The 26,902-nt window shown below is 56.0% G+C and carries 19 protein-coding genes; 10 read left to right on the top strand and 9 right to left on the bottom strand.

Translation table 11 applies throughout. The features are described from left to right. Positions 1 to 49: 49 nt before the first annotated feature. The 5 genes from Q4P78_RS07595 to Q4P78_RS07575 all read left to right on the top strand — a co-directional run bounded on the left by Q4P78_RS07595 (position 50) and on the right by Q4P78_RS07575 (position 8,481). The gene (locus Q4P78_RS07595) at positions 50 to 1,429 is read left to right on the top strand and encodes a 6-pyruvoyl tetrahydrobiopterin synthase (protein ID WP_303339761.1); all 1,380 of its coding nucleotides are present in this window, start codon (positions 50 to 52) and stop codon (positions 1,427 to 1,429) included. Positions 1,430 to 1,441: 12 nt separating this feature from the next. Continuing rightward, on the top strand, positions 1,442 to 2,098 hold the full coding sequence (locus Q4P78_RS07590) for a hypothetical protein (protein WP_303339760.1): 657 nt from the start codon (positions 1,442 to 1,444) through the stop codon (positions 2,096 to 2,098). Positions 2,099 to 2,563: 465 nt separating this feature from the next. Beyond that, positions 2,564 to 3,244 (top strand): hypothetical protein, encoded by a 681-nt coding sequence (locus Q4P78_RS07585; protein WP_303339759.1) that lies wholly within the window; start codon positions 2,564 to 2,566, stop codon positions 3,242 to 3,244. Positions 3,245 to 3,426: 182 nt separating this feature from the next. Then, positions 3,427 to 5,991, top strand: coding sequence for a hypothetical protein (locus tag Q4P78_RS07580; RefSeq protein WP_303339758.1), 2,565 nt, complete (start codon positions 3,427 to 3,429; stop codon positions 5,989 to 5,991). Positions 5,992 to 6,432: 441 nt separating this feature from the next. Further along, a complete protein-coding gene (locus tag Q4P78_RS07575; RefSeq protein ID WP_303339757.1) occupies positions 6,433 to 8,481 on the top strand; it encodes an S-layer homology domain-containing protein in 2,049 nt (682 codons plus the stop codon). A 65-nt stretch (positions 8,482 to 8,546) separates the two neighbouring features. On the opposite strand, the gene Q4P78_RS07570 is transcribed toward Q4P78_RS07575, so the two are convergent. Beyond that, the gene (locus tag Q4P78_RS07570) at positions 8,547 to 9,494 is read right to left on the bottom strand and encodes a sugar-binding transcriptional regulator (RefSeq protein ID WP_303339756.1); all 948 of its coding nucleotides are present in this window, start codon (positions 9,492 to 9,494) and stop codon (positions 8,547 to 8,549) included. A gap of 143 nt (positions 9,495 to 9,637) precedes the next feature. Here Q4P78_RS07570 and Q4P78_RS07565 point away from each other — a divergent pair, with 143 nt between their 5' ends. The 4 genes from Q4P78_RS07565 to Q4P78_RS07550 all read left to right on the top strand — a co-directional run bounded on the left by Q4P78_RS07565 (position 9,638) and on the right by Q4P78_RS07550 (position 15,402). After that, on the top strand, positions 9,638 to 11,398 hold the full coding sequence (locus Q4P78_RS07565) for a glycerol-3-phosphate dehydrogenase/oxidase (protein ID WP_303339755.1): 1,761 nt from the start codon (positions 9,638 to 9,640) through the stop codon (positions 11,396 to 11,398). Between the two features lie 452 nt (positions 11,399 to 11,850). Then, positions 11,851 to 12,648 (top strand): MIP/aquaporin family protein, encoded by a 798-nt coding sequence (locus Q4P78_RS07560; protein ID WP_303339754.1) that lies wholly within the window; start codon positions 11,851 to 11,853, stop codon positions 12,646 to 12,648. 61 nt (positions 12,649 to 12,709) lie between these two features. After that, complete coding sequence (gene glpK / locus Q4P78_RS07555) at positions 12,710 to 14,266, top strand: glycerol kinase GlpK (RefSeq protein WP_303339837.1); 1,557 nt, start codon at positions 12,710 to 12,712, stop codon at positions 14,264 to 14,266. Positions 14,267 to 14,682: 416 nt separating this feature from the next. Further along, positions 14,683 to 15,402: a hypothetical protein gene (locus tag Q4P78_RS07550; RefSeq protein WP_303339753.1), complete on the top strand. Its 720-nt coding sequence runs from the start codon at positions 14,683 to 14,685 to the stop codon at positions 15,400 to 15,402. Between the two features lie 118 nt (positions 15,403 to 15,520). Here the strand turns inward: Q4P78_RS07550 and Q4P78_RS07545 are convergent, their stop codons facing one another. The 6 genes from Q4P78_RS07545 to Q4P78_RS07520 form a co-directional block, all read right to left on the bottom strand. Further along, positions 15,521 to 16,219: a nucleotide exchange factor GrpE gene (locus tag Q4P78_RS07545; protein ID WP_303339752.1), complete on the bottom strand. Its 699-nt coding sequence runs from the start codon at positions 16,217 to 16,219 to the stop codon at positions 15,521 to 15,523. 32 nt (positions 16,220 to 16,251) lie between these two features. After that, the gene (locus Q4P78_RS07540; protein ID WP_303339751.1) at positions 16,252 to 17,595 is read right to left on the bottom strand and encodes a hypothetical protein; all 1,344 of its coding nucleotides are present in this window, start codon (positions 17,593 to 17,595) and stop codon (positions 16,252 to 16,254) included. Between the two features lie 97 nt (positions 17,596 to 17,692). Further along, on the bottom strand, positions 17,693 to 19,246 hold the full coding sequence (locus Q4P78_RS07535; protein WP_303339750.1) for an Hsp70 family protein: 1,554 nt from the start codon (positions 19,244 to 19,246) through the stop codon (positions 17,693 to 17,695). Positions 19,247 to 19,324: 78 nt separating this feature from the next. Further along, a complete protein-coding gene (locus Q4P78_RS07530; RefSeq protein WP_303339749.1) occupies positions 19,325 to 20,893 on the bottom strand; it encodes an Hsp70 family protein in 1,569 nt (522 codons plus the stop codon). Positions 20,894 to 21,263: 370 nt separating this feature from the next. Next, positions 21,264 to 21,977, bottom strand: coding sequence for a hypothetical protein (locus Q4P78_RS07525; RefSeq protein ID WP_303339748.1), 714 nt, complete (start codon positions 21,975 to 21,977; stop codon positions 21,264 to 21,266). Positions 21,978 to 22,166: 189 nt separating this feature from the next. Beyond that, positions 22,167 to 23,420 (bottom strand): DUF6287 domain-containing protein, encoded by a 1,254-nt coding sequence (locus tag Q4P78_RS07520; RefSeq protein ID WP_303339747.1) that lies wholly within the window; start codon positions 23,418 to 23,420, stop codon positions 22,167 to 22,169. A 221-nt stretch (positions 23,421 to 23,641) separates the two neighbouring features. Between Q4P78_RS07520 and Q4P78_RS07515 the strand changes: the two genes are divergently transcribed. Continuing rightward, complete coding sequence (locus tag Q4P78_RS07515; protein WP_303339746.1) at positions 23,642 to 24,259, top strand: methylated-DNA--[protein]-cysteine S-methyltransferase; 618 nt, start codon at positions 23,642 to 23,644, stop codon at positions 24,257 to 24,259. A 128-nt stretch (positions 24,260 to 24,387) separates the two neighbouring features. Here the strand turns inward: Q4P78_RS07515 and Q4P78_RS07510 are convergent, their stop codons facing one another. Together Q4P78_RS07510 and Q4P78_RS07505 are read right to left on the bottom strand one after the other, a co-directional pair. After that, positions 24,388 to 24,765, bottom strand: coding sequence for a DUF1304 domain-containing protein (locus Q4P78_RS07510; RefSeq protein WP_303339745.1), 378 nt, complete (start codon positions 24,763 to 24,765; stop codon positions 24,388 to 24,390). A 310-nt stretch (positions 24,766 to 25,075) separates the two neighbouring features. After that, the gene (locus tag Q4P78_RS07505; RefSeq protein ID WP_303339744.1) at positions 25,076 to 26,707 is read right to left on the bottom strand and encodes an L-lactate permease; all 1,632 of its coding nucleotides are present in this window, start codon (positions 26,705 to 26,707) and stop codon (positions 25,076 to 25,078) included. Positions 26,708 to 26,902: the final 195 nt, after the last annotated feature.

Below are 26,902 nucleotides of genomic sequence, written 5' to 3'. Positions count from 1 at the left end.
GACCTGTCGTGCGAGAGCACCATATTCACTTCAACAGAAAAGTACATACATGGCTTTGATCTATAACGCCCAGGCGAACCCGCACATCGGTTCGCTCGGTGTCGCAACCATGCACGGAGACGCGCAATCCTCCGACGCAACCCCTCTACCCGGCCCCGGTGCCAACCGCTGGAATGTAAGCATGACCCGCCTCGGCGGCGCATGCCCCACCATCCTCGCCGGCCGTGACGGACTGATCCAGGTGCTCTGCACCCAGGTGTTTGCGCACGGTGAATTCATCACCCCAAAAATCTCCATTCTCGACCCGAACACCGGCCGCGAACTTGGACACCTGGATATCCCCAAGGGTGCGCTACTCGGCGGCGTGTACGCATACCTTGATTCCCGCGATCGCATGGTACTGGTTGATGGCTCCAACTCTCTGATCTATGTGGCGCATTCCTCCGATGGTAAGCGTCTGTGGGTTGACGAGCGATTCGACCTCTCCGACTTCCTGACCCACAATGGCAGCACCGACCGTGTGGTCGGTCTGGTACCCGATTGGCAGGGACGTATCTGGCTGGCAACTGCCGGCGGTCAGGTTGCCGTGGTGGATCGCGAGCGCGGGTCGATTCGCTCCCTGCGCCTGAATAAGGTTCAAACTGCCGGTGAAAAGGTAGATAACTCAATTTCGGCATGCCCACAGGGCGTGAGCATTATTACCAGCCACGCTATCTATATGCTCTCGGCATCCGCCGCGGGCACCCCGCAGCTACGCTGGTTCCGTGCCTACGACCGAGGCAGCGCCCGCAAGCCGGGCAAGCTCGCCTGGGGTTCGGGCGCCTCGCCGACGTTCTTCGGACCGAACGGTGACGACTACGTCATGCTGACCGATAACTCCGATGTGCAGGAAAACGTGATTGTTTATCGCACCGCTGACGGCGCACGCGTGGGTAGCGCCGGCCTGTTCACTCCGGGCGCTTCGGGTACGGAGAACTCCATGATCGGTGTCGGTTCCATGATGATTGGGGCGAGCACCTACGGCTACCCCTACCCGAAGTACCCGGATGGTGCGGGTCGTTCGGTGCCCGCCAGTGCGCTCTTTGCGCCCGGTATGGAGCGTTGGGATGTGACCCCTTCCGGTCTGAAACAAATATGGAAGCGTGCCGAGGTGTACTCTTCGGCTGTTCCGCGCCTGTCCACCACTGACGGGCTGATTTACACCTGCGAGCGTCGCCGCGGTCCTGCGGGTCTGGCTGATGGCGCCTACGTGCACGCCGTGGCACTAGATGCTCACACCGGTCGCACGGTGCACGAGCAGAAGCTGCCTCACCACGTGAATCTTGTGCTCGGCGGTGGCGATACTCTGCAGATGGTGGGCACGATCGATAGAAACGGCACCTGGTGGCAGGGCACTATTAGCGGTGTGTACCGCATTGCAAAGGCGTAAGGGGTAAAGAAAATGACTATGAATCGTCGTCAGATGGTTATTGCCGGTGCACTGGGTACCGGCGCTACGCTTGCGGGTGCTTCTGCGGCGCAGGCGGCACCTACTCGTCGTCGCCCGCGCCCGGTGACCGCTCGCCCCGTTTCTTCGAGCCGCCCGACTGACTCTTCTGTGGTATTTGAGAGCGTGCCGGTTGTTTTTAATGAGGCGGCTGCCCGCTTGAATCTGGCACCCAGCGGCTCTATCGTGCAGGTTCCGGCGTCGGCTCGTGTGCGCGTGGGTGATATGCCCGTGCGTTTGGTGATTGTTAATGATGGTTCCCGCGTGATTCCTGCCGGGTCGACGGTGACTATTCGCGCTCGCCGCACGAATGAAGACACGAGCCTGCTGGAGACGGCTGGCTGTTACGAGCTGGTGTCGGGCACGAGTCACGGTGCGGCTGTGCTACGCCCGGTGCGTTTTGCCGGTACAGATACGGTGTGTGAGTTGGGTGTGTCTATTCCTGCCGGTCGCAGTGTGAGCGTGGATTTGACGTGGCGTGTCCCGGTATCTGTTCCGGTCTCTACCCTGTCGAATGCGCACATTATTGCCAAGTTGGATATGACTAGTATTGCCGGTGAGTATTGGGAAGTACAGTCGCCGGAAATCTCAACTTTCGCAACTATTGGCTAATCATTAGTATCTGAAAGCGTTTGAGCGCAGTTTCTTTAGTGCAAACTGAAGAAACTGCGCTCAACCCGTTTATGGCGCATGGGACGATGCCCTGATGGCTGAGTTTCAGGGTTTGCCTGCTTCCCAGCCTTACCGGAGCTAAAGAGCATCATCCCATGCGGGCGTAATTCCTAAGGCGCGCAACTTACGAGTTATGACAAACCCCGCACTACCTACACGCTAAGAATCTCTACTAGATAGTGCGGGGTTTGGCATTGTTTGAGCTGGAACATGCTCTCTGGTCTCGCTTCCAAGCAGGAGAACGCAACCACAGCATCCAGAAATTAGAAACTAACCCCAGATTCTACGACGTAGACTCGTAATATTAGGGGGAAATCTGTACGCGGGGTCATAAGCCTCAATCTGAGATTTAAGTTAAGATATAGTGTCCAGACACCGTTCCTTTGACCGCACCGGGGTTCACCTATGAGTTCCGCTCTCTTCCGGGGACACACGCAACGCCACGTGTACACCGTTCTTTTAGGCACCACTCTTGCCCTGCCGCTTATTCCTGTCCACGCAACCATTGACGAGGATGCTTATTTGCCGTCCCCTGTTGCGGCGGATCCGATGGCGGCTCCTTATGCTACCCCGGAGTATGTTCCGGTCTCTCCTGCCCTATCTACTGAATCCCTACCCATTGAGGCTCTGCCTGAGAACGTGGTTCTCAATGATAGTGAGTTTATTCCGCTCAGCTCTGATTCTGAGCTGGTGATTGTTTTGGATGGCGCGCAGCCTGTTGAGGCTCTACCCGATGTCGCGACACCTTCTCTTCGCGTTTTTGATCCGGCGCTAAGCGTGTTGAACCCGAATATTGACCCGGAGTCTCAGGTGACTCTGCTGGGTTCTTTCCGCCTGGATGAGGGCGCTGATTTGGGGGAGTATCAGGTGCTGCTGCGTCAGAAGAGCGCGGATGTGAGTGCTGGTTTTACGATTGGTACGGCGCAGGTTGAGTATGCGGCACATTCGTTGGAGATTGCCCGTTTTACCCTGGATATTGAGCCTGGTAGTTTGGACGCGGCTGAGAATTACGAGCTAATCTTGGTCGATTCTAAGCGCCGTGTGATGGATTCTGCGCCCCTGCTTGTGGTGTATTCCTTGGACTAGGCGCGCCCTACAATTAGCTGTTTATCCCGCCCGTGTCGGTTATATACCGGCAGAGTGGGATATTCTTTTGCGCGTTTTACCCCAAATCTCAACCTTTAAGCTATGGTTTAGGTATACTAATCGGACACCTTCATATGCTCACCGAACCACAACCACATATACCAACTACATAGGAGTGTCCCATGGATTCTTCATTCTTCCGGAAGGGTGCGGGCCGTACGGCGTGCGCTCTGGCTCTTGGCGGTAGCATGGTGCTGCCTCTTCTGCCCGCGCAGGCTGCGGATGCGCTTGCTCCCCTTTCATGGGTAACCCCGGCTGTTTCTGATGCTCAGGTTACTGCTGAGCAGGCTATTCCCCTGGCGACTGAACAGGTTGCTCCCGCGCCTGTAGGCGCTCAGCCTGCTGAGGATAATACTCCGGCTTCTACGGATCTGGTTGAGCTGGATACTGATGGCATTGATATGTCTCAGCCGACGGTCACCATTAAGGGTGATTACATTTCTTCAAAGACTAGCGACACGGTGCCTCCTCGCGTTGCTCTTGTCCGTGCAGATGATGTGAAGAGTGTTTCTCCCGAGTCTCCGTCGATTCACACCCCGTATTCCTATGCCTCAGCTTATTTGGGACTCTACGGCCATACCGATAAGGTGACCCTGGTTGACGGTCTGTATCATCACAGCTTTGAGCTGACTATTGATACGAGCGTGTTGAATTCTTCCACGAAGTATCAGCTGATCGTTGAAAATGTTCAAAGGCAAGAAGAGTCTACTGTCCTTTATTCTTCTCCCATTGAGTTGAAGAATACGGAGCAGAGCACTTCTATTTCTGTTGGTTCGCAGAAGCTTGCTACCGGAAATAACGACTCTTGGATTACTGTCGGCTTGAAGAATTACGCACAGTTTACCCATGCGCAGGTTGATGTTGAGCTTATCAGTTATGAATCCGCTGACGGTTACCGCGCCTCTGATGGCGAGCCAACCGTTCTGAGCCGCGTTTCTGGTTCCACTGATAATGAGCGTATTTCTTTGAAGTACAACGCTTACGATGTGTTGTATTCTAAGGCGCACTATATCCGTGTTATCGTACGCGATGCTCAGGGGCAGGTTCTCGATAGCCGAAGCGAGTATGTTCCTGCAGCTTCGCCGGATGCGCACGCTTCCATTACCGAATTTTCGCGCGATGACAAAGGTGAGCTAAAGCTGACCCTTCGCGTTACGGGCTTGGAGGGATACCGCCAGAGCCGCTTTATTGGTTTTAGCGGCTCCATTTCGAGCGAGAAAAACGCCGCAACCGGTATTGCGTTCTTCTTAGAGGTGCCGATCACTCGACACGAAGACGGCACCATAGACGCTACTATTTCTCAGCCGTCTTCTTCTTTCTCGGCAGACGATACCTATCTCGTGAGTCTCTCTGCCTACACCACCTTTAGAAGCGAGAACATTGCGCAGGCTAATGCACGTTTCACCCTGGATGGTGCGGTAGAAGATAATGAAAGCCATCGTGTCTTCTTGGATTCTTCCACGATTGATATGGCTCAGCCGAAGGTGACTCTGAGCGGCACCTACCGTGAGGACCCGAAGCGTATGAATGATGGCTTCAAGGTGGTTCTTTACGATGTCGATGAATTTGCCGCTATTGAGTACGGCGAACCTCGCGCCTACGCAGAAGGCACCTTCACCCGTATTGAAGAGAATTCTCAGCTGGGTGACCTTTATTCCTTCAGCATTGAGGTAGATACGAGCACCGTGGATCCTTCCAAGAACTACAATGTGGGTTTCCTGGTCTATGAGGGCCACGGCTACACCGCAATGTACGGTTACGCCCCGGTTGAGCTGGTCAATGCCCCCACCCAGCCTGTGCCTCCGGAGCCTACGCCGGAGCCGAAGCCCGAGAAGCGTGCGCCGAAGCTGACCGCTGAAAGCACTCATCTGCAGCAGTACGGCTACAATACCTTCACTTTTGAGATTGCGGATGCAGCCGACTATAGCGACGGCGCGAACTTTGTGAAGTTCCAGCTCGTGGGCACTGCCCCGGACGGCACCGAGCGTACGTTCTTGAGCGACGGCCTGACCCTGCCGAGCGTGGATAGTGACGGTCGTGCGCTGGCGATTTACCACTTTGAGAATTCCGATGTGCTGCCCGGTTACACCTACCGTCTGCAGGTGCAGCTGGTGCACGGCGGCTACCATTCGGAGCCGGTCACGACCGCCAGCTTTGACCTGGTGGCGCCGGAGTCTGAGGCCTATGCGACCGAGTTGGCGTGGGCTCAGAAGCATCGGGTGATTCCGGTGCACGACCGCGTGCTGGATCCGAAGGCCAATGTGAGCACCGCTGATATGGCGTTGGCTTTGTACCGTGCGTCGGGTTCGCCCGAAGTTCAGTTGCCCACTTCCTCCCCATATCTGGATGTGACCGCTGATGATTCGGAGCAGTACCGTGCGATTGTGTGGGCTTCTCAGCAGCGCCTGGTGGATGCACCCAGCGGCCGTTTCCACCCCGAGCGTGCGGTGTCTCGTGCGACCCTGGCGGCAGCTCTGTACCGTCTGGATCATGAGGTGAAGCAGCCGGATAATAGCGAGCGCGGTTATTTCGGCACCGAGATTTCCTGGGCTTTCGAGCAGAATCTGGCGCCGCTGCAGATGACTATGACTGAGCGAGAGTTTGGTCCGCGTTTGGCGCTGACTCGTGCTGATTTGGCGGGTTTCTTGTACCGCTGGAATGCTCTGCATCCGGTCTTTGTGGATTAGTCGCCAAGCTAGATTTTGCGGTAGTTCAGGATCGCTGTATCACGGTGCGTCTCTAAGAGAGACACCAAAGATATGAGCGGGTCTGACCGCCACATACCTGGACAGTATAGCGTCAATGCCCCTATACGTTTCTTTCGAGCATTGGCCTATACCACCTATACATGGGGTGCGAGTTTACCGCTCGCACCCCATGTTCTATTCTCTTCAGGCATGCTCAAAGTATATCTAGACTCGGTCGAGATATAGGCTCGTTGAGCTGAGCGTGCGGGGTGAGATTTGCCCCGGGCGCCCTATTTTCGTGCGATGATACACCAACGAATGACAACATTTAAAAACATTGAGCGTGAAACGCACCAAAACCCTTAACCTCAGGTTTAAATTAAGATATGGTGGGAGTGTGAGGGCAACACCGCCCCGCACCAACCACTAAGGAGCTTAGAGATGAGTTCATTCTTCCGGAAGCCCAGCACCGCGCAGAAAAGCGGCGCACAGGGCACCGCAAACCCCGGGCGCACCGCATGCGCTCTGATTCTTGGAGGCAGCCTCGCCCTGCCTCTGGCACTCCCGGCTCAGGCTGTGGATGCGACCACCGCTCCCGAGGTAGTACCCGCGGCGAGCGCCTCCCCCGTCGCTCTTCCGACTAAAACGCCGGTTCTGGCAACCCAGCCGGTTGCATCCTATACCGAGGCAAATGCAGAGGGCGAGGAGGCTGAACCCGTCATCTCGGCGGTACCTACCGAAGCACCCATTGAGCCCGAACTGCCGGAACTGCCTATCGAGCTAGCACCTGACGATGTTGAGCCTACGCCGACTACTGAAACGGGCCCTGACGCAACTGGCGCAGCAGCTGAAGAAAAGGCTGAGCTGGTAGCTCCCACTCACTATAAGGGTGAGGATCTTGCACCGGGTATGATTCGTTTGGAAAACCGAATCATCGATATGTCTCAGCCGACCGCACGTATTACCGGGTGGGTTCGCAATAAGAATTCGGCTGATTCCTATATTCCTTTCCTGCGCACAGTGGATGCGGCGCACCCCGATAATATCCACGGTGTCAAAAAAGCACAGTTGAACCGAGTGGTTGTGCCCGATTCTGCCCAGAGCCATGATGAGCATGGCGAAGCATGGGGCGATCTCTACTACTTTGAGATGACCGTTAATACTGCGGATTTGGAGCCTGTTGCCTACGAAATCGCCAGCTATATCTCAGAGAAAGCCGGCTACTCCTCTATTGGTGACACCCAGCGTCTTGTGCAGATTAATAATGATAAGAACGCTTATGTGACCACCTCTTCTGACGAAGTGGTAACTGGCGCTGATCAGCATAGCCTCACGGTCTACGCTAACCATTTCGACCTGCTTAAAGCAGACTCGGTCACCTTTGAGCTGATCAAGACTCAAGAAGGTTGGTTCGACGGTCAGTGGGCGGAGAAAGAACAGGCTATTGCCTCTGAAACTATCACCGCTCAGGGTGATAGCAACCAGCTGCTGAGCGATGCATTTAACCGCACGTTGACGTACAACAGCGCTGATATTTTCTACAAGTCTACCTATCAGGTACGCGCTACTGCATATGCTGCCGATGGCAGTGTGCTTGGCGTTCGTATGCGCAATCTGCAGATTGCGCAGAGCAAGATCCAGGTGCACTCGCGTATTCCCGCCATTACCCAGGCAGGTAAGGCAACGGCACAATTCCACCTGGATAACGTCAACGGGTACCGCGAGTCTCCCTCCTTCTACATTACGGCGTATCTGACGAAGACTAACCCTGCGACCGGCGAAAAGACTGAGATGTTCCCTTCAGAGGGTTATAAGCTCGTCTTTGATGGCAAGGGCGGCGCGGATATCACCTTCACCTACGAGAATGCTGCCATTACGCAGGATGGCCACTACACTCTCTGGTTGAAGATTGGCAACGGTAACTGGATGTACGATCCCTCGCTCTATAACCACATCTACGTTGTAGAAAACGCCATCTCTTCTACCCGCCCGGTGGATGCCCAGGAGGATCACGCCTACCATAAGGAGCTGAGCTGGGCGGTCAAGAACGGCTATATGGGTACCGTGGATGGCGCCGTGGGTCCGCAGTGGAATGTGAACCGTGCCGAGGTGATTTCGACCCTCTACCGTCTCTACGGTTCGCCCCGCGTATACATCAGCAATCCGTACAAGGATATTAACTGGGGCTACCAGCACTACAACGCGATTATGTGGGCAACCCAGCAGGGTCTGATTTCCCCGGATGAGCAGGGCAATTTCAACGCGGGCGAGCAGGTTAACCGGCAGTTCGTACTGAATCTGCTCTACCGTCTGGATGCCTTCCCTAAGGAGCCGCACCCGAGCCTGCAGCAGCAGCTGGAGTGGGCGCAGAATCTGCACCTGGTTCCGGCTCAGCTCACCGACGGTGGCGGCACCTTTGGCGCTCACCAGCCGCTAAGCCGCGCGGAACTTGCGGCGTTCCTGTACCTGTGGGCTCCTCATATCTCCTAGAGGAGTTCCCTCAGGGCACTATTTAGGGCTCCTGATGAGCTCGGGCGACCTCACTCATAGGGAACCTAGTGTTCCATGAGCGCCTGCGCTAGCTGCTCATCGAGCACCAGGTCTGTAATCGCTCCGGTGCTCAGGGCGGCGCGCAGCACGGCGGCACGATGTACCCCGGAGGCAACACAAATGCGCCGGGGTATTCGTGCGAGCTCGCTGGGGCTCGGGCCGGAGGCACGCTGATTCATTTCCAGATCCGCCCAGGTGCCATCTCGGCGGAGCAGCACGGTGCACATATCCCCCACCACTCCCTGTTCTCGTAGGGCGCGCTGCTGGGATGCGTCGAAGTAGCCTCCGGAGTAGACGTGCGAGGGGATCGCACCGCCAAAGGCTCCGACACCGAAAATCGCGACGTCCACGGTGGCTTGAGCGCGCAGGGTTGCTTGCACGCTGCGTTCGCGCCACATGGCGGCTTTGGTGTCGGCGTAGTCGAAAAAGGCGGGTACGGGGAAGTGAATAATATTGGCGTTATAGGCTTCGGCGAGGGAGCCCATGAGGGTTCCCAAATAGGGCATGCCGGAGTGGTGGGCGTTGCCTGCACCGTTGAGCTGCACGACGCTCACGCCGTTGACGGTGCGCTTGGGCAGGTGCGCGGTCACTTCGGTCACGGTGGCACCCCAGGCGACTCCAATAGCCGTGCCGTCATGGACGAGGGAGTCGAGTAGGGTGGCTGCTGCTCGGGTGACTCGGGAGGTTTTGGCGATGGGTGTTGCATCGGCGCGGGTGTTGACCATATTGACTCGCACGCGGTATTTTTCGCCGAGTCGTCGTTCTAGTTCGCTGCGTTTGCGGTAGGAGTCATCGAGCTTGATTTGGACCACACCGGTGTCTCTGGCGCTTTTGAGCAGGCGTGAGACGGTGGCGCGTGAGACGCCCAGGCGTGCTGCGATGGCGTCCATGGTCATATTGTGTACGTAGTACATTTGGGCGGCGTCGTAGGTTTGGTTTATACGTTCGTTCATATGTCCCCGCAAGTGTGTGAAAATTCGTTCATTACGCTTGGTAAAGCGTTCATCTATCCGTTTTACTAGATTTCAACGCAAAGGGCAATACGCCCACCACCTGGCACACGCACCGTGCCACCGAGAACGGACAAAGGAACACCATGAGCTCTCAGCGCTTCGAACAGCTCTCGCAGCTAACCGCCTCCAGCCGTGCACACGCCCTGGACGAATTCCGCAACGGCCCCGAACTGGACATTCTGGTTATCGGCGGTGGCGTGACCGGCGCGGGCATTGCCCTGGATGCGGCAACTCGCGGCCTGCGCACCGGCATTGTCGAGGCAGGCGACTGGGCAGCGGGCACCAGCGCCTGGTCTTCCAAGCTGATCCACGGCGGCCTGCGCTACCTGTACAACCTGGACTTCAAGCTGGTTGCCGAGGCGCTGAAGGAACGCGGTCTGCTGCTGGATAAGATCGCTCCGCACCTGGTGCACGCTCAGCCTTTCCTCTGGCCTCTGAAGGATTCCTTCATTGAGCGCTCCTACTCCGCTGTGGGCATCGGCATGTACGACTCCCTGGCATACGCGGTATCCCGCGGCAATAAGGGCGTTCCCTCCCAGCGTCACTTCACCCGCAAGGGCGCTAAGAGCGTCTTCCCCGATATTAAGGACTCCGCATTTGCCGGCGCTATCCAGTTCTACGATGCGCGCGTGGACGACGCCCGCCTGGTCGTTGACCTGGTGCGTACCGCCAGCGGTTACGGTGCCCTGGCTGCCTCCCGTACCCAGGTGACCGCTATTGATAAGGACAGCACCGGCCGCGTGATTGGCGCTCAGCTGGTGGATCTGGAAAGCGGCGAGAAGCTCACCGTGCGTGCCAAGCGCATTATTAACGCCACCGGCGTGTGGACCGAAGAGACCGAGACCCTTGCAAACCCCAACGCCGGCCTTGAGGTGCTGGCATCTAAGGGTATTCACATTGTGGTTCCGCGCGATCGCATTAATGCAACCAGCGGTATTTTCACCAAGACTGAAAAGTCCGTGCTCTTTGTCATCCCCTGGCAGCGCTACTGGATTATCGGCACCACCGACACCCCCTACACCGAGGATAAGGAACGCCCGGTCGCAACCGCCAAGGACATTGACTACGTGCTGGATCAGGCGAATAAGCTGCTGGCTAACCCCCTGACCCGCGATGACATTATTGGCACCTATGCGGGTCTGCGCCCGCTGCTGCAGCCCAAGGTCAAGGGTGACGGCGCTCAGTCCACCAAGGTTTCCCGCGAGCACACCGTGACCGAGGTGGCACCGGGTATGTGCGCTATTGCCGGTGGTAAGCTGACCACCTACCGTCCCATGGCTGCCGATGCTGTGAATTTTGCCCTGGGTGAGGAGGCGAAGAGCCGTCCTTCGGTGACTGAGACTATTGCCCTGGTGGGTGCTAATGGTTACCGTGCGGTGGAGGCTTCTCGTGCTCAGTACGCGGCACGCTACGGCTGGGATGAGGCTCGTATCACTCACCTGCTGGAGCGTTACGGTGCTCAGATTGAAGACCTCGGCGCGCTGATCGACGCGAACCCCGAGCTGAACACTCCCCTGGCATACGCACCGCAGTTCCTGCGCGCAGACATCGTCTTCGCCCTGCGCTATGAGGGCGCCCTGCACCTGGAGGATGTGCTCGTCCGCCGCGCACGCCTCGATCTGGAGCAGCGCGACCGCGGCCTGAGCGCAGCCCCCGAAATCCTGAGCATTATGCGCGAGGAACTGGGCTGGTCCGAAGAGAAGTCCCAGGAAGAGTACGATTTGTACGCAGCACGCGTGGCAGCAATCCGCGAAGCTGAATCCACCACCACGGATGAGGCTGCAGCTGCTAAGGTCACCGCAGCACCGCAGGTGGCACCGCGCACCCCGCTGGCAGGTCACTAAAAGCCAGCCGGCGCACAGCGCGTAAAAGTGTCGGCTAGTGAAATTCTCAAACATTCACTAGCCGACACTACCCGCAAGGGTAACTCCCCCGCTTCTAGCAGCACCGGCACAAGAACCGACCCAACAAGCATGCAGAAGCACATACGCATCAGCGTATATAAATCGGGCACACGCCCCCATAGTTTTAACGGTACCGGCAGCCCCGTGTAGCAGCCGCCGAGCACCCGCCCACCGGCACCCCTCCCGGGGTAGCGAACCGGCAGGCACCCCCACAACGCTACACGCCACCGACGTAACGCATGTGAAACTGAACCAAACCGAAGTGTGAACCTAACGGCAACGACGCCCCTTGAAACCCAAGGTTTGGCGTCACCCCTGCTACCGCAGGATACGAGCAAAAATGCTCACCTGGATAGTTAATGCGGCAACAAAGCCGCGAAGAAAGGAACGCTATGTCGCTCTTGGCTAGCACCTCCACCGTGATCGCCGCGGCAGCCGAACAGACTGTTGCCGCCACCCCGACCACGATGGGGCTTTTTGCATCCGAATTTTTCGGCACCATGATCCTGATCCTGCTGGGCGCCGGCGTGTGCGCAGCAGTCACCCTCCCCAAATCCTTCGCAAAGAACGCGGGCTGGGTTGTTATCTCCTTCGCCTGGGGTTTCGCGGTCTTCACCGCCGTGTACCTCTCCTTCCCCTCCGGTGCACACCTGAACCCCGCCGTGACCCTCGGCCTGGCAACCGCCGGCCGTGACCTGGCGACCAATGTCCCCGCAACCGGCGCGAACATCGGCATCTACCTGGCAGCCCAGTTCCTGGGCGCATTCGTTGGTGCAGTGCTCGCCTTCCTGGCCTACAAGAAGCACTTCGACGACGACAGCGAACCCGGCAGCCGCCTGGGCATCTTCGCCACCGGCCCGGCCATCAAATCCTACGGCTGGAACCTCGTCACCGAAGCACTGGGCACCTTCGTGCTCGTAGCATGGGTGCTCGCATCCGGTAAAACCCCCGCAGAAATCGGCCCGCTCGGCGTGGCACTGGTCGTGGTATCCATCGGCATGAGCCTCGGTGGCGCCACCGGCTACGCCATCAACCCCGCCCGTGACCTCGCACCGCGCTTCGCCCACTTCATCCTGCCCATCAAGGGTAAGGGCGACTCCAACTGGTCCTACGCATGGGTGCCGGTCCTGGGCCCGGTCATCGGTGGCGTACTGGCAGGCCTGCTCGTGCCGGTCTTCCTGCCGATCTAAATATTTTTCATAGTTTTTTCGCGCCGAGTGTGGCGCGCCCCTTTCAAGAAATGAGGTCATGATGACTACCTCGCTGCACAGCGAAACCCTCAACGCTGAACGTAAGTACGTGCTCGCTATCGACCAGGGCACCACCAGCTCCCGCGCCATCCTGTTCAACAAGGCGGGCGAGAACGTCTCCGTCGGTCAGCTCGAACACGAGCAGATCTTCCCCAAGGCCGGCTGGGTGGAGCACGACCCCATCGAAATCTGGGAGAACGTACGCAAGGCTGTCGCAACCTGCCTGGCAAATGCCGAGGTCAACCACCACGATATCGCCGCCATCGGTATTACCAACCAGCGTGAAACCGCCGTGGTGTGGGATAAGAACACCGGCGAACCCGTATACAACGCAATCGTCTGGCAGGACACCCGCACCCAGGATATCGTGGACGAACTGGCTGGCGAAGAAGGCGTGGGCAAGTACCACGATATCGTGGGTCTGAACCTCTCCACCTACTTCTCCGGACCTAAGATTAAGTGGATTCTGGACAATGTTCCGGGCGCTCGCGAGCGCGCAGAGCGTGGCGACCTGCTCTTTGGTAACACCGACACCTGGGTTGTGTGGAATCTGACCGGTGGTGTTGACGGCGGCGTGCACGTCACCGACGTGACCAACGCGTCCCGCACCCTGCTGATGAATATCCGCACCCTGGAGTGGGATCCGCAGATTGCCGCGGATATGGGTATTCCCATGTCCATGCTGCCGGCGATTAAGTCCTCCTCCGAGGTGTACGGTTATGGCCGCCCGACCGGTCTGCTGCGTGGCACCCCGATTGCGGGTATTCTGGGCGATCAGCAGGCTGCTACTTTCGGCCAGGCGTGCTTCGAGAAGGGCATGGCAAAGAACACCTACGGCACCGGTAACTTCATGCTGATGAACACCGGTGAGGAGCCCGTGTTCTCCGATAACGGTTTGCTGACCACCGTGGCGTACAAGATTGGCGATCAGAAGCCGGTCTACGCCCTGGAGGGTTCGGTGGCTGTGTCCGGTTCGCTGATTCAGTGGCTGCGCGATAACCTGGGTCTGATTGGTCACGCGAGCGAGTCGGAGGCTCTGGCTACCTCGGTGAAGGATTCCGGCGGTTGCTATGTTGTTCCGGCGTTCTCGGGTCTGTTCGCTCCGCATTGGCGTAGCGATGCTCGCGGTGTGATTGTGGGTCTGACCCGCTACGTGAACAAAGCGCATATTGTGCGCGCTGCTCTGGAAGCTACCGCGTTCCAGACTCGCGAGGTGCTGGATGCGATGAATGAGGCGTCCGGTGTGGAGCTCTCCGAGCTGCGTGTGGATGGCGGTATGACCGCTAATGAGTTCCTGATGCAGTTCCAGGCTGATATTCTCGGCGTGCCCGTGATCCGCCCGAAGGTTGTGGAGACCACCGCTCTGGGTGCGGCATATGCTGCCGGTATTGCGGTTGGTTTCTGGGCCGGTGAGGCTGATGTGGTGGCTAACTGGGCTGAGGATAAGCGCTGGCTGCCGCAGATGGACGCTGACGAGGTGGCTCGCCAGTACCGCCTGTGGAAGAAGGCTGTCTCCCGCACCCTGGACTGGGTGGATGAGGACGTTCCCACTGCCTAGTCACTAACGCTCATTAGGGCTGTTAGCACTGTTATAGGGCGCCTCTTACATGAATATTTTCATGTGAGACGGCGCCCTATTGTTTTAAATGCGTTTGGGCGGCTTTTCCTTGTGTGGGTGAAGTTTAGATTCGCCCTAACTGCCCTTTTTATCTGACTCAAAGATGGTCGAATCGCTCAGATGGCCCCATAGCGAACACACCCGCATCAACTCTGCTAGAGTAAAAGTATAAAGTTCATGTTGAGAGTGCATGTGCTGTGTACTCTCAACATCTGCCGGTACGCAAGGGGTCTTCCTCTCCTATGCCGTGCGGGCTCTTAACTATTGTGTGACTATGACTTAGCCCAACTGGGGCTTTAAAGTCATGCTCATTTCCACCGAAAATAGAGAAGTCTATCTAAGAGAGGACCCCTCTGATGACCCCGTCCATCCCCCGCGCCCAGCGCGCACATCGCGTCGCGTTCCTGCCCTCGTTACTGCTCTGCACTGCCCTTGGGCTCGCAGGATGCAGCCCTGCATCCCAGCCTGTACCAAGCCCCAGCGCTTCGGTGTCCGCAAGCCCCAGTATTTCGAGTTCTCCCAGTGTTTCTCCGAGCGTGAGTACTTCAGCATCATTTGAACCGAGCCAGGCAAGTGTTTCTCCTTTGCCAACGTTGGCAACTGAAGAACCTCTGCCCAGCACTCCTAGCGCATCTGAATCAGCTACCTCGGAAAGCACTGTTTCTGAAAGCACCGAACCGAGCACGGTCTCCTCTCCAGAGCCTGAGGAAAGCAGCGCAGCTGCTCAAGCTGATCCAGCGCCTCAGGAGAGTAGTGCACCCGCGCAGTCCGTAACCATTGCCTCAAATGGCTACTGCCCGGGTTCTGCGTCTGCGCCCGTGACCAGTAAAGAATCAGTCATTTATGTGGATCAGGGCCCGGTGGATTGCGACCATGCTCTAGAGATTCTGAAGGAATACTTCACTACTCCATTTGACCCGTGGACTGGCGGTCAGGGCGGGCATAAGGATATCCAGGATTTCCACTGCTCCATGTCAGTAAGGTACCGCAATGAGGTAACCTGCTCCACCCCGCGTAACCTCTCGGGACCTGCGTTCCATATGGAGACGAAAAACGCACCTCGTATCCGTAAGTAACCCGTTAGAAAGAGCCCTAGCTTCCCCGTAATTTAAACGGGTTTGGGCGACTTTTCCTTGTTTGGAGCGATAAAAGTTCGCCCAAACGAGGAAAAGTCGCCCAAACAGGTGCAGTGGGTTAGTTCTGCTCGGGAACTTCGAGAACAGCAGTGTCTTCGTTCTGTTCCTCTTCCGCTACCTCAGTATTCTCTTCGCTAGAAATAGTTTCTACAACGGGAATTTTAACCGGAGGAACAGGTGCCGGAATGGTCGACAGGTCGGGTGCGGGGATGTCATTGGCAACAACCACTCGCGCCGGTCGCAGCACACGCTCGCCCAGCATGAACCCTTCCTTTTCCTCATGCACAATGCTACCTGCCGGGTTCGCGTCCGTGGCGGGAACAACCGCAGCGATTTCATGCACGGAGGCGTCAAAGGCACCGGTAGTTTCGATGCGTTCCAGACCGCGCAAGGCAAAAATGTCCAGGATTTCTTCGCGTACAGATGCGTTCAGCTGTTCGGAGGGTTCCTGATCCATCAGGCGGTCCAGGGCTACCAGTACTTCGCGGAACATACCGCGGTAGGCTTCGCCGCGAGCCTGCTCATCGCGTTCCTTCAGGCTCTGCTGCAGGGAGACGATGAGCTGGTTCTTGGCACGGTCCTCTGCAATCTTATGAGAGAAGCGGGTGCACAGATCGTTCAGTTCGCTCAACACCTTCTCTTCAAAGCCGGGGGTGACGAATGCCGAGACGGTAATGCTGCGGGTGCTGATCTCTTCGCTGTATTCTGCGGAGACAGCAGCCGGAGTCTGCTGACTCTCCTGAGGGGTATCAGACATGATAGTCCTTTCTATCGGTGAAATTTAAAAGGTTAGCCATAGATGGCCTTATTAATACGCCAAGTACGGGGATATACATAATTGAAACATAGCCATATAATCCCAAGCTGCATTAATACAGGCATCAGAAGAGCAATAGATGAAGCCAGTTCTAAGGCAGAAATCACAACAACCAAAGAAAACACTGAGCCAATCAGATTAAAACCAGAAATAACGAGTGCAACCCACGCAACTCGAACCAATATGCTGCCAGGACGCAATTGGCGACCCATGGCAATTTTAATATTCTCTTGCAAGAGATCTGCTAAGTTTTGCAATTCTGGCACCTGAGGAATAAGCTCTTTAATCTTTGCAAGCGACTCTTGATAGGTATGCACCTGTTGGGAACTCGTGATGTACACTCTGCCATTGTGTGTGTACGCCGAGGCCTCAGCTACATCATAGAGCGCATTTCCATATTGGCGAGAAATCCCAGTATCTTCAGGAAAAGCTTGATGTGCTTTCTCACCTTCACTCACCGCATGAGTTACTTGGCGCGCCACACGAAGAGACCAAATATACTTCGCAATATAATCGGCATTACTAGGCTCTTTGTTAACAAGATCCAGGAAAATTTCAACCGCCCGCTGGCCGTTTCCTTGATTACCCAAAATCAGGCCTTCCAGATAGGTATGATAATCCGAAGGTCCTCTACTCAGCTGGCGGGCTCGGGAGAGAGCCATCATCGCTTCGTTGTATTTTCCCCATTCTAGTTGCGATTCTGCGAGTGCTTCCCAACCCACCAGGCTCTTGGGATCAAGCTCTGTCAGATTCTGAGCAGCATGCAGCATATTCTTAAAGTCGCGGGCCTGACGGTACTTTAGTACAGACTCATGCCAAGTCTTGGCTGCCTCCACACGGCGACGCTGTTCAGCCTCGTAACGCGCACGCTCTTGTTCTTTGCGGCGGCGTTCCTGTTCCTCGTGTCGACGGCGTGCTTCCTCTTCTGCTTTACGCTGACGTTCCCACCGAATATATTCTGCGCGACGAAGGATTTCTTCCTCGTCGTCATAATTCGGATTATAGGGCTGAGGTTCATCCTCGTATTCTTCGTCCTCCTCATCTTCATATTCTTCTTCCGATTCGTCCTCATATTCATATGATTCTTCGTTCAGAAGTTGCTCATCGTAATCTGCACGCAGCTGCGCATCGTATAGAGTTTTTTCAGCTTCCGCCAAATCAGCCATAATACGCTCACCTTTAGAGCGTTTCTCCATGTCTGGAGATTCGGTGAGCACACGATAGCGACGGCGAACTGCACGAATAGCATCTTTAATGGTTTGGGTATCTGCGTCCTGCGGGATATCAAGCAGTTCGTAGTAATTGGAGTATTCCATAAAGCTCCTGTACTGGTGAGCGGCTATATACAATGAACAGCGCCCCGGCAAAGTGATATTATATTTTCCTCTGCCGGGGTACTCTGCATGCTACAGATTAGTTAATCTGCATACCGCCAATCTTCTCTTCAAACTCAGCAAGGTCACCCTCGCCCAGGTTTGCCACACGCTCAATCTCGATAGTGCCCAGGGACTTATCAGCGGTCAGGTCAAAGACTTCCACGACCACGGTCTGATCCACATCATAGGAGTAGGAGACACGCAACGGAGATCCCTTGGGGTAGGGAGGCAGAGCCAGCTGGCCTTCGCCCACAATGGTGACCATCTCCGGATCGCTATCATCGCCCTGAGTCACCTTCACATGCACGGCAGTCATGCGATCAATCGCGGTCTTTACGTTAATCTCCGCGGTGGCGGGAACCTTCTCGTTGCGTTCAATCATCACGCGGTTGTACTCGGTGACGCCGTCTTCCTTGAAAAGGATCACGCCGAGTGCCTGGCTGGTGACATCGCTAATGGTTACCGGACCACCCAGGTAGCCCTCAATAGTGGACTTGGAGCCGACCTGCTCGGTGCTGACCTCTACATCGCCTTCCAAGGTTGCCTGTACAGCGGCACCCAGGGTCACTGCTTCGTCCGGGTTCACATTCAGTTCCGGGCTCTTACCGGAGATACGCTCCACCAGTTCACGTACAGCGGGCATACGGGTCGAACCACCCACCAGCAAAACCTTGTCAATATCAGCCCAGGTCATCTTTGCAGCGTCCAGCACATCTGCGACCAATTCTTCCGTGCGGTTCAGCAGGCTCTGAGTGACCTCCTGGAATTCTTCTCGGGTCAGCGCCACACGGTAGTGCTTGCCCTCTGCGGAGAACTGAACATTAGTCTTCGGCACGGTGGAGAGTGCCTTCTTGGCAAACTCTGCCTTTTCACGCAGGGCTGCCATGAGCGAAGGATCTTCAAAAGCGTTGGGAGCACCCTGCTTTTTCAGTTCTTCGTTCAGGTGCTTCATCAGCTCGTTATCGAAGTCGAAGCCGCCCAGGTTGCGGTCGCCGTCAGTTGCTACAACCTCGAATTCGGTGCCGGCAATCTTCAGGATGGTGATATCGAAGGTACCGCCGCCCAGATCGTAGACCAGCACGGTACCATTGGCATCGGCTTCCACACCGTAGGACAGAGCTGCCGCGGTGGGCTCGTTCAGCACGCGCAGAACGTTCAAGCCTGCAATCTGACCTGCCTGGCGGGTTGCGGTACGGCGTGCATCGTCAAAATATGCGGGCACGGTAATCACGGCGTCGGTGACCTCTTCGCCAAGCGCCAGCTCTGCATCTTCCTTCAGACGCTTGAGGATGATTGCGGAGACTTCTTCTGCGGTATAAGAGGTGCCCGAGGAGGATTCGAACTTCCAGGAGGGATCGCCAATGAAGCGCTTAACGTACTGAACGATATCCTCCGGGAATGCTGCTGCCTGGCGCTTTGCCTGCTCACCCACCAGGGGCTCATCCGGACCGCCGAAAGACTGGAAGAGAACCACCGAGGGAGTAATCGGATCACCTTCCTTATTCTTCAGTACTTCAGGCAGACCGGTGGGACGAACCACCGAAACAGCCGAGTTGGTGGTACCCAGGTCAATACCAATTGCAACGCCCATACGTTTATCTCCTTGGGATCTATCTATCGGAAGTGTGTAATTGTTTCTAAAATTGAGGGGTGGCTTGTAGCCCAAAGACTACATAATGGTCATGCCGCCAATACGGACTGCTGCTTCTTCAACCTCTTCTTGTTTAAGGTTGGCAATACGATCAATCTGGAAGGTACCCATTGATTTATTGGTCGTCATATCAATAAGCTCAACTTCAATAATCTGGTTGATGTCGTAGCGGTAAATATATTTAATCGGTGACCCTTTGGGACGAGGAGCATCATAGTCGAGTGCTCCAGTGCCTACAACAGTCACAAAGTCCGGGTCTGTATCATCACCTTGAGTAACCTGAACATTTGACCCTGTCTGCCCTTCTTCACGAGTATAAAAAGTCTTCTCATACTCGCCGGGGACAGGAGAGTTCTTCGGAATAATCACCGAGTTGATGAGGATATCTGTCCCCTCCTCATACACCAAAGCGCCCAGCCCCTGGCTGGTAACGTCCTGAACCTTAATGGGGCCACCAATAAGACCTTCAACAGCGCTACGACCGCCAATGAGACCCTCAAATTCAGGCTCGGGTTCCGGCTCAGCCTGTGAGAGGGCTGCCTGAATAGCGGCACCCAGCGCTACAGCTTCATCGGGGTTAACACCCAGCTCAGGTGTCTTGCCAGACATCTCTTTAATCTTCTGTTGCACCGCGGGAATACGAGTCGAGCCACCCACCAGAAGCACACGGTCAATATCAGACCAGGTCAGTCCCGCGGCTTCCAGAGTGTCTTCCATAATTTCCTGGGTGCGAGTCAGCAGAGAGGTAATCTGCAGGTCAAAAATATCACGGGTAATCTGCACACGGTAGGGGCGACCATAAATATTCATGGTCACCTGAGCTGCTTCCACCGTTGAGAGAGTCTTTTTAGCGCTTTCTGCACGCTCGCGCAACGCAACCATCAGGTCGATATCCTCAAACATATCCGGCGCGCCCTGTTTCTGGAAAGCTCCGTTCAGATACTTCATCAAGGCATTATCAAAGTCGAAACCGCCCAGGTTACGATCGCCATCGGTTGCGGCAACAGTAAATTCATTACCGTGAATACTCAAAATGGTTACGTCAAAGGTACCGCCACCTAGGTCATAAACCATCACATTACCGTTGGTTTTGGTGTCTACTCCGTAGGAAAGAGCCGCCGCAGTGGGCTCATTAATCACGCGCAGCACCTTCAAACCCGCAATCTCACCAGCGTGGCGGGTTGCGGTACGGCGTGCATCGTCAAAATATGCGGGCACGGTAATCACAGCGTCGGTCACGGGCGCCCCGAGCGCCAGTTCAGCATCTTCCTTCAGACGCTTAAGGATAAGTGCGGAGACTTCTTCCGAGCTATAACGAGCGCCGCTCTGGGCGTCGAAGCGCCAGGTGGGGTCACCCATATAGCGTTTAACGTATTGCACCACATCATCGGGGCTCTGCTCGGCGGAGCGCTTTGCCTGCTCACCGATCAAAGGCTCATCGCCCGCACCAAAGTCTTGGAAGAGTACCACCGAAGGAGTAGTGGAAGAACCTTCACGGTTCTTCAGAATCTCCGGTTTTCCGTTAGGTCGCAGCACAGCGACAGCAGAGTTCGTGGTACCCAGGTCAATACCGACGGCAATACCCATATGAAGGTTCCTTATTCTAATCGATGATGGAATACGTAGTGTGAAGAGCGTGCTTCGGTGCTCTATCTGGAAAATATAGAACGAAAAAGAGACAGCGCGTGGCTAAATCCATACTAGAAATTCGCGATAACCAGCAGAGATATATCACACGGTTTCTACTCAAAATGGACCGCTATTGTGTCAAGCCACTTCATTACACACGTTTAGAGGAAAACGAGCGGAGCCTCAGCGCAAGAGAGCCTATAGATTCAGACTCACGCGGTGAAACTCCGCTCGCTTTGAGAGAGGAACCCGCACGGCAACATCACAGCCAGAAAATTACCGATAATCAGCTAAAAAGGGAACCGTGCGGGAGACTATAAAATTACTGCTAGCCCTGCTGGTAGCCGTACGGCTGCTGGTTAGGCTGAGGCAGCGGCTGAGTAGGCTGCGGGATCTGCTGCGGCTGAGGAGCCGGCTGGGGAATCTGCTGCTGAGTAGGCTGCGGGATCTGCTGCTGAAGCTGCATCTGCTGAATATTCAGCTGCTGGTTCTGAGTCTGCTGTGCCTGATCATGACGAATCTGGCTCATATCAGCAAAGACACGGTTCTGCAGTTCCTGACGGAAACGCTCCAGCTTAGCGCGCTCGAAAATCGCAACTTCCAGAGCGGTTGCACCACCGGCGTGGTTCTGTACCAGGAGAACCATCGGCATGCAGGTTGCTGCGAAAGAAATACCCAGCAAGGTACAGATAATACCGGTCATAATTGCACCACCGGTGCCTCCGCCGAAGGAGGAGAGGCCCACGAGGATAAAAATCAGAGCCAGAATGGCACGACCGACACGCAGCTTGCTTGAGGTCGATACTGCAGCAATAGCAGAAATAGGCATAGTGTTTTCATTGCTACCCACCGGGATAATACCCAAGAGAGTGTTCGGGACCTTGAACACAAAACGGGTGGTGGAGCACATCATCTGACCCTTGAGGTAGGGAGCGATAATGGAAATCAGAAAGCGGTCGCCATAGACATTCGCTTCACCGGGTGCAAGCATAAAATCAGTGCTGTTTTCGGTCACGTTACCGACAGCCGAGGGTTGGGTCACTTCGTTCTCCTTGAACAACGATATAAACGGTGCATTTCCAAGAATGCCCCCCCCCCCCGCACTTTTGTCAAGTCAATTTGTGATTCCAACTAAATACTTTACCTATAAAATATTTTAAAAAGTAGAGGGTCGTTTGGGAGAAGCTAAACTTCTCTCAAACGACCCTCAACTTTCCCCAGATAGGATCTGTTACGACTTCTTAATCGGGGTCGCACCCTCACGGTTCAAAAATGCACCGTGACCGGTCTTTGCATTCCACACGGTCAAACCGTTCTCCTCCGAAGAAAACACAAAATCACCGTAATACACGGTGGTGCCGTAGGGAATAACCTGACCCGCCGGAATCATATCTTCCTTCAGACCGTTACCACCCATGAAGTTCGGAGAATCGCTCTTCGGACCGATCTTCATCTCACCGGTATTGAGCGTAATCGCGGGAACACCCAAGTAGCGCATATAACGGGGCAAATCCGTACGATTTTTCATGCTCTCGGGAACTGTCGATTCCTTCATCTCTTCGTTCTCGTTCCACGACCAGCCAAGGCACAGCAGAGTGTTCTGCTCCATATAAATATCGCACCCAATATTCTTTGAGGGAGTCTGAATCGTCGCGTACTTACCGCTCGGGCTCACCGTCGTAATCTTTGTAGCGTAAGAGGGAATAGCCTTGGAGTCAGAGGAAGCCTGCGAGCCGCTACCTGCCGAAGGACTCGGCGAATAAGAGTAGCTCGCCGAAGCACTCGCTGCGGGACTATCCGTCTTAGCAGTCAGAATATAATCCTTGAATTTATCCGGTGTAGGCTGCATACGCCCCACGTCATTACCCGGTAGCGCCAAAATACGCGGCTTAGATACATCCGAATCAATGGGCTGATTATTCAGATCAGGGTGCACCGCCGGAACGCCCGCGGGGAAAAACACCAGACGAGCACGCTCATCATACGGTGCAGGACGGTTACCGTTATAGGCATAAATCCACGCCATATCAGCCACGCCAGAAACCTCACGCGCCACCTCCAACTTCTCCGGGTAGTCGGGCGCACGGTTATAGGTCTCCCGATAGGTTTTCAGGGCAAAAGTAGTGCCCTCAATCTGCGCAAAATGCTGAGAGTTATGATTCCAGGAGATACCCTGCGGGGTAATAGTCAGGCTCTGTTCGCTATTCGACCAGATTCCTTCTACGCTGGCGTAGTTGCCTTTGGTAATCTCAGCCAGGTTCATCGAAGCTCCGGGCACCGTCGGACTCGGCTGGGCGCTCGCAGCAGCCGAGGGGCTGGGCGAATAAGAATAACTGGAGGAGGCGCTGGGGCTTGCCTCCGCTGCGCTGGCAGAACCGGAGGCGCTACTTGCAGAAGTGGAGGTAGCTGCCGGGGATGAGCATCCGGCAAGTAGGAGTGTGCCCGCGGCAAGCAGGCTCGCGGCATGGCGAAGAGTTTTCATCATGTCCTTTAAATGTGTGAGTATGAGTGTCATAGATGCAGAGCGCTTTTGCCCCGCGAGCATTAGAATAGCACGCACACACACTATATGATCGACAATATCGCCGGTGAAAATATTCCGCCGCTCACTAACCCCGTCTCTATATAATCCCGATTCATCACGCAATAAGCTGTGTATTCCTCCGCTCACACTCTACAATAAAAAGAAAGACCCCGGGAGGAATAATGACCGATACTCAGCAATCAGCCGCGCGATGGCACGCTCACTACTCCTCCCCCATTGGCGTGCTGGATATCGCCACCAACGGTCACGCTATTACCGGCGTGTGGTATCAGAACCAGGCGCACTATCCCCTGCCCCATGAGCTGGGCGAGCTGATTGAGGATCCGCGAGGTATTGCCGCCGAAGCCCAAGAAATCGCTGATTCCATCGGGCAGCAGGCGGAAGAAGCCACCGAGCATGACTATGTGCCCGCCGCGCGCCTTCTGTCACGCACCATGGCTCAGCTGGATGAATACTTCGCCCGCAAGCGCACCGAGTTCGACCTGCCTCTTGACCCCGAGGGTACCGATTTTCAACTCATGGTCTGGGAGCATCTCAAAACCGTGCCCAGCGGGTACACCACCACCTACGGTGAGATTTCGCGTATTGTTGGTCCGGGTGCTCCGGCGCAGGCGGTCGGTCAGGCGGTGGGTCGCAATAAGATTTCGATTATTATCCCCTGCCACCGCGTGGTGGGTTCTCATGGGGATCTGACCGGTTATGCCGGTGGTATTGAGCGTAAGAAATTCCTGCTCGATTTGGAGGAGCCTGAGGAGGTTCGCGCCGGTAGGCTCTTTTAGGAGCCTATAGCCCCATATATATACATAGACACCTTATGTTTAGGTAGACAAGTTATAACGTGTCTACCTAAACATAAGGTGTCTATGTACATGTGCTTCTACTAAGTCCGTATCCGCTATATCCCTATCTATACAAAGAGCAGAGTTAGCACAGTCAGCAGCGGGAAGGTCAGCTGAATAGTTGCCGGGCGGCGCTTGCTCGGCGAGGTGACGAACAGGAACAGACCGGCAATCAGCATGGAGCCGATGCCCGCGTACATGAGAGCCGCGCCCACTGCGCTCTGACCTGCCCAGAAGAGTGCCAGGCCGGCTGCACCAATACCTGCAAGCATGAGGTTGTACAGGCCCTGGTTTGCTGCCATTTCGCGGGTGGATTCTGCGAATTCGCGACTCATGCCGAAGGTCCTCATGCCGGCTTCCTTTGCCCAGAGGAAGGTCTCCATGTACCAGATGTATACGTGCAGGGCGATCGCCAGCAGGGCGAAAATGCTCAGTGCAATAGTCATTGTTTTCTCCATAATCTGAGTAGTGATACGCCGCCGGTATAACGGCGACAAGGCACTATTCTACTCCCCTTTTGACAAGGCACTTCTTGCTTTTGCAGTCCTGCTGCTGTTCCCCTAAACACAGGGGCGCATGATTCGAGACACGCCGTGCCTCGCCCGAGAGCATAACAGCTCCCAGGACATACCGCCCCGAAGAAGAGCCAAACAGAAAAGACAAAGGCGGCGGGCGCCTCCTTGAGAAGAAGGCACCCGCCGCCTCGAGCTTGGGTGTAGAAAACCTACACACCGGGCTCAGCTCACGCTATAGGATTTAGTGAGCCATGAACAGCGAGAGGACAAAGGTCCAGACACAGACCAGAGCCAGCAGAATAGCGCTGTACTTAATCGCCATAGAGGTAATCTTCGATTCCTGACCGGCGGAATCCACCGCCGCAGCCGCAATCGCAATGGACTGCGGGGAAACGATCTTACCCATCACACCACCGGCGGTATTTGCCGCGATCAGCATGGTCGGGTCAACACCAATGGTATGCGCGGTGGTTGCCTGCAGGTTTGCAAACAGCACGTTGTTATTGGTCACCGAGCCGGTCACGAACACGCCAATCCAACCAATGATCGGGGAGATCAGCGGGAAAATGGAGCCTGCGGCTGCCGCTGCGAGCGCGATCGAGGTGGTCATACCGGAGAAGTTCATAACGTTTGCAACGCTCATGACCAGGCAGATCATCAGAATCGGGGTCTTGAGCTGGTGCCAGGTACCGACCAGTTCCTCGCCAGCCTGCTTCCAGGTGATGTTTGCGGTCAGCACGGTAATCAGTGCCGCCACCAGAATCGCGGTACCGGATGCGCCCAGGATTGCCCAGGAGTAATTGACGGGGATCGCGGTTTCTACGCCCTTGACCATCTTGTGCATAGCGTTGTGTACGCCGGGCACGGGGAAGGTGATGGTGGTCCATGCCAGGGCGCCGCCCTTAGCGAAGACCGGCTTGAGCAGGGTGGACCAGAGCAGAATTACCACGGAGAGGTACACGAAGGGGCTCCACGCGTTGAGGATCTGAGCTGCGGTGTGCTTCTCAGATGCCTGTGCCTGCACCTCTTCCAGGGTGGGGGCGGTGGGTTCGCGGTAGATGTTCTTGGGCTGCCATACGCGCATGATCAGCGCCAGAGCCACCAGGGTGACCAGCGGCGGGATAATATCCACCAGTTCGGGGCTACCCATACCAAGCAGCAGCAGGGACTGGGTGCCGGAGAAGATCAGACCAACCAGCAGCGCCAGGGGGCCGACCTCACGCAGGCCGCGCATACCGTCCTGAATGGTCACCAGGATAACGGGGATAATCACTGCGAAGATCTGCAGGACGGGCACCATGGTTGCGGACAGGGGTGCCAGTTCCACGCCGCCCTGGGTGGCTGCGGTGGTCACGGGGATACCGATCGCGCCGTATGCGCCGGTGGATGCGTTTGCGATCAGCGCGTACAGGGAAGCCTTCAGAGGGTTGAAGCCCAGGGAGACGAGCACTGCCGCAGCGATCGCGATGGGGATACCGAAGCCCGCAGCGCCTTCCAAAAAGCCGCCGAATGCGAAGGCAATCAGCAGCATCTGCACGCGCTGGTCGGTAGAAATGGAGGAGATGGAGGAGCGCACAATATCGAAATTACCGGCGCGCACGCTAATGCGGTACAGCCAGACCGCCATGAGCACGATCCAACCAATAGGCCAGGCGCCCGAGAGGAAGCCGTAGCCGATGGCGCCTGCTGCGGCGGTGAAGGGCAGTCCAAAGAGGAGCACGCCCACGCCGACAGTGATCGCCAGGGAGATGAGTGCTGCGGTAATACCCTTGAGCTTAAGCAGGGTCAGTCCGAGCAGGAAGAAAATGATGGGGAGCGCTGCCACGAGTGCTGAGAGCACCGTGTTATTGAGCGGGTCGTAGTTTTGTAGCATCGAGTGCTGGTTCCTTCCCTGGGCGGGGTTGCCACCCAGTACTGTGGAAATAGTGCGATGGAAATGCCGTTCTTCCGGGCTCCTTGTGGGTGCTCGGGCGAACGGCAGTGTGTCTTTGGGTACAACGTGCAGCATATCGTAAATATTCCGCGGGCTGTGAATTATCGAGAGTATCTCGAGGGCTCATCGCCTGCG

The organism is Rothia sp. (in: high G+C Gram-positive bacteria) (assembly GCF_030540545.1).
Taxonomy (GTDB): domain Bacteria; phylum Actinomycetota; class Actinomycetes; order Actinomycetales; family Micrococcaceae; genus Rothia.
The sequence above is the reverse complement of the archived record's forward strand: the minus strand, read 5'-3'. Positions and strand labels throughout refer to the sequence as shown.

What these genes read in the sequence shown, in the direction of transcription:
- Q4P78_RS07580 (WP_303339758.1), top strand. Translation starts at nt 3,427, where the DNA reads ATGGATTCTTCATTCTTCCGGAAGGGTGCGGGCCGTACGGCGTGCGCT.
- Q4P78_RS07570 (WP_303339756.1), bottom strand. Translation starts at nt 9,494, where the DNA reads ATGAACGAACGTATAAACCAAACCTACGACGCCGCCCAAATGTACTAC.
- Q4P78_RS07505 (WP_303339744.1), bottom strand. Translation starts at nt 26,707, where the DNA reads ATGCTACAAAACTACGACCCGCTCAATAACACGGTGCTCTCAGCACTC.
- Q4P78_RS07530 (WP_303339749.1), bottom strand. Translation starts at nt 20,893, where the DNA reads ATGGGTATTGCCGTCGGTATTGACCTGGGTACCACGAACTCTGCTGTC.
- Q4P78_RS07515 (WP_303339746.1), top strand. Translation starts at nt 23,642, where the DNA reads ATGACCGATACTCAGCAATCAGCCGCGCGATGGCACGCTCACTACTCC.
- Q4P78_RS07535 (WP_303339750.1), bottom strand. Translation starts at nt 19,246, where the DNA reads ATGGGCGTTGCAATTGGTATTGACCTGGGTACCACCAACTCGGCTGTT.
- Q4P78_RS07575 (WP_303339757.1), top strand. Translation starts at nt 6,433, where the DNA reads ATGAGTTCATTCTTCCGGAAGCCCAGCACCGCGCAGAAAAGCGGCGCA.
- Q4P78_RS07565 (WP_303339755.1), top strand. Translation starts at nt 9,638, where the DNA reads ATGAGCTCTCAGCGCTTCGAACAGCTCTCGCAGCTAACCGCCTCCAGC.
- Q4P78_RS07540 (WP_303339751.1), bottom strand. Translation starts at nt 17,595, where the DNA reads ATGGAATACTCCAATTACTACGAACTGCTTGATATCCCGCAGGACGCA.
- Q4P78_RS07560 (WP_303339754.1), top strand. Translation starts at nt 11,851, where the DNA reads ATGTCGCTCTTGGCTAGCACCTCCACCGTGATCGCCGCGGCAGCCGAA.
- Q4P78_RS07590 (WP_303339760.1), top strand. Translation starts at nt 1,442, where the DNA reads ATGACTATGAATCGTCGTCAGATGGTTATTGCCGGTGCACTGGGTACC.
- Q4P78_RS07510 (WP_303339745.1), bottom strand. Translation starts at nt 24,765, where the DNA reads ATGACTATTGCACTGAGCATTTTCGCCCTGCTGGCGATCGCCCTGCAC.
- Q4P78_RS07550 (WP_303339753.1), top strand. Translation starts at nt 14,683, where the DNA reads ATGACCCCGTCCATCCCCCGCGCCCAGCGCGCACATCGCGTCGCGTTC.
- Q4P78_RS07585 (WP_303339759.1), top strand. Translation starts at nt 2,564, where the DNA reads ATGAGTTCCGCTCTCTTCCGGGGACACACGCAACGCCACGTGTACACC.
- glpK (WP_303339837.1), top strand. Translation starts at nt 12,710, where the DNA reads ATGACTACCTCGCTGCACAGCGAAACCCTCAACGCTGAACGTAAGTAC.
- Q4P78_RS07520 (WP_303339747.1), bottom strand. Translation starts at nt 23,420, where the DNA reads ATGATGAAAACTCTTCGCCATGCCGCGAGCCTGCTTGCCGCGGGCACA.
- Q4P78_RS07545 (WP_303339752.1), bottom strand. Translation starts at nt 16,219, where the DNA reads ATGTCTGATACCCCTCAGGAGAGTCAGCAGACTCCGGCTGCTGTCTCC.
- Q4P78_RS07595 (WP_303339761.1), top strand. Translation starts at nt 50, where the DNA reads ATGGCTTTGATCTATAACGCCCAGGCGAACCCGCACATCGGTTCGCTC.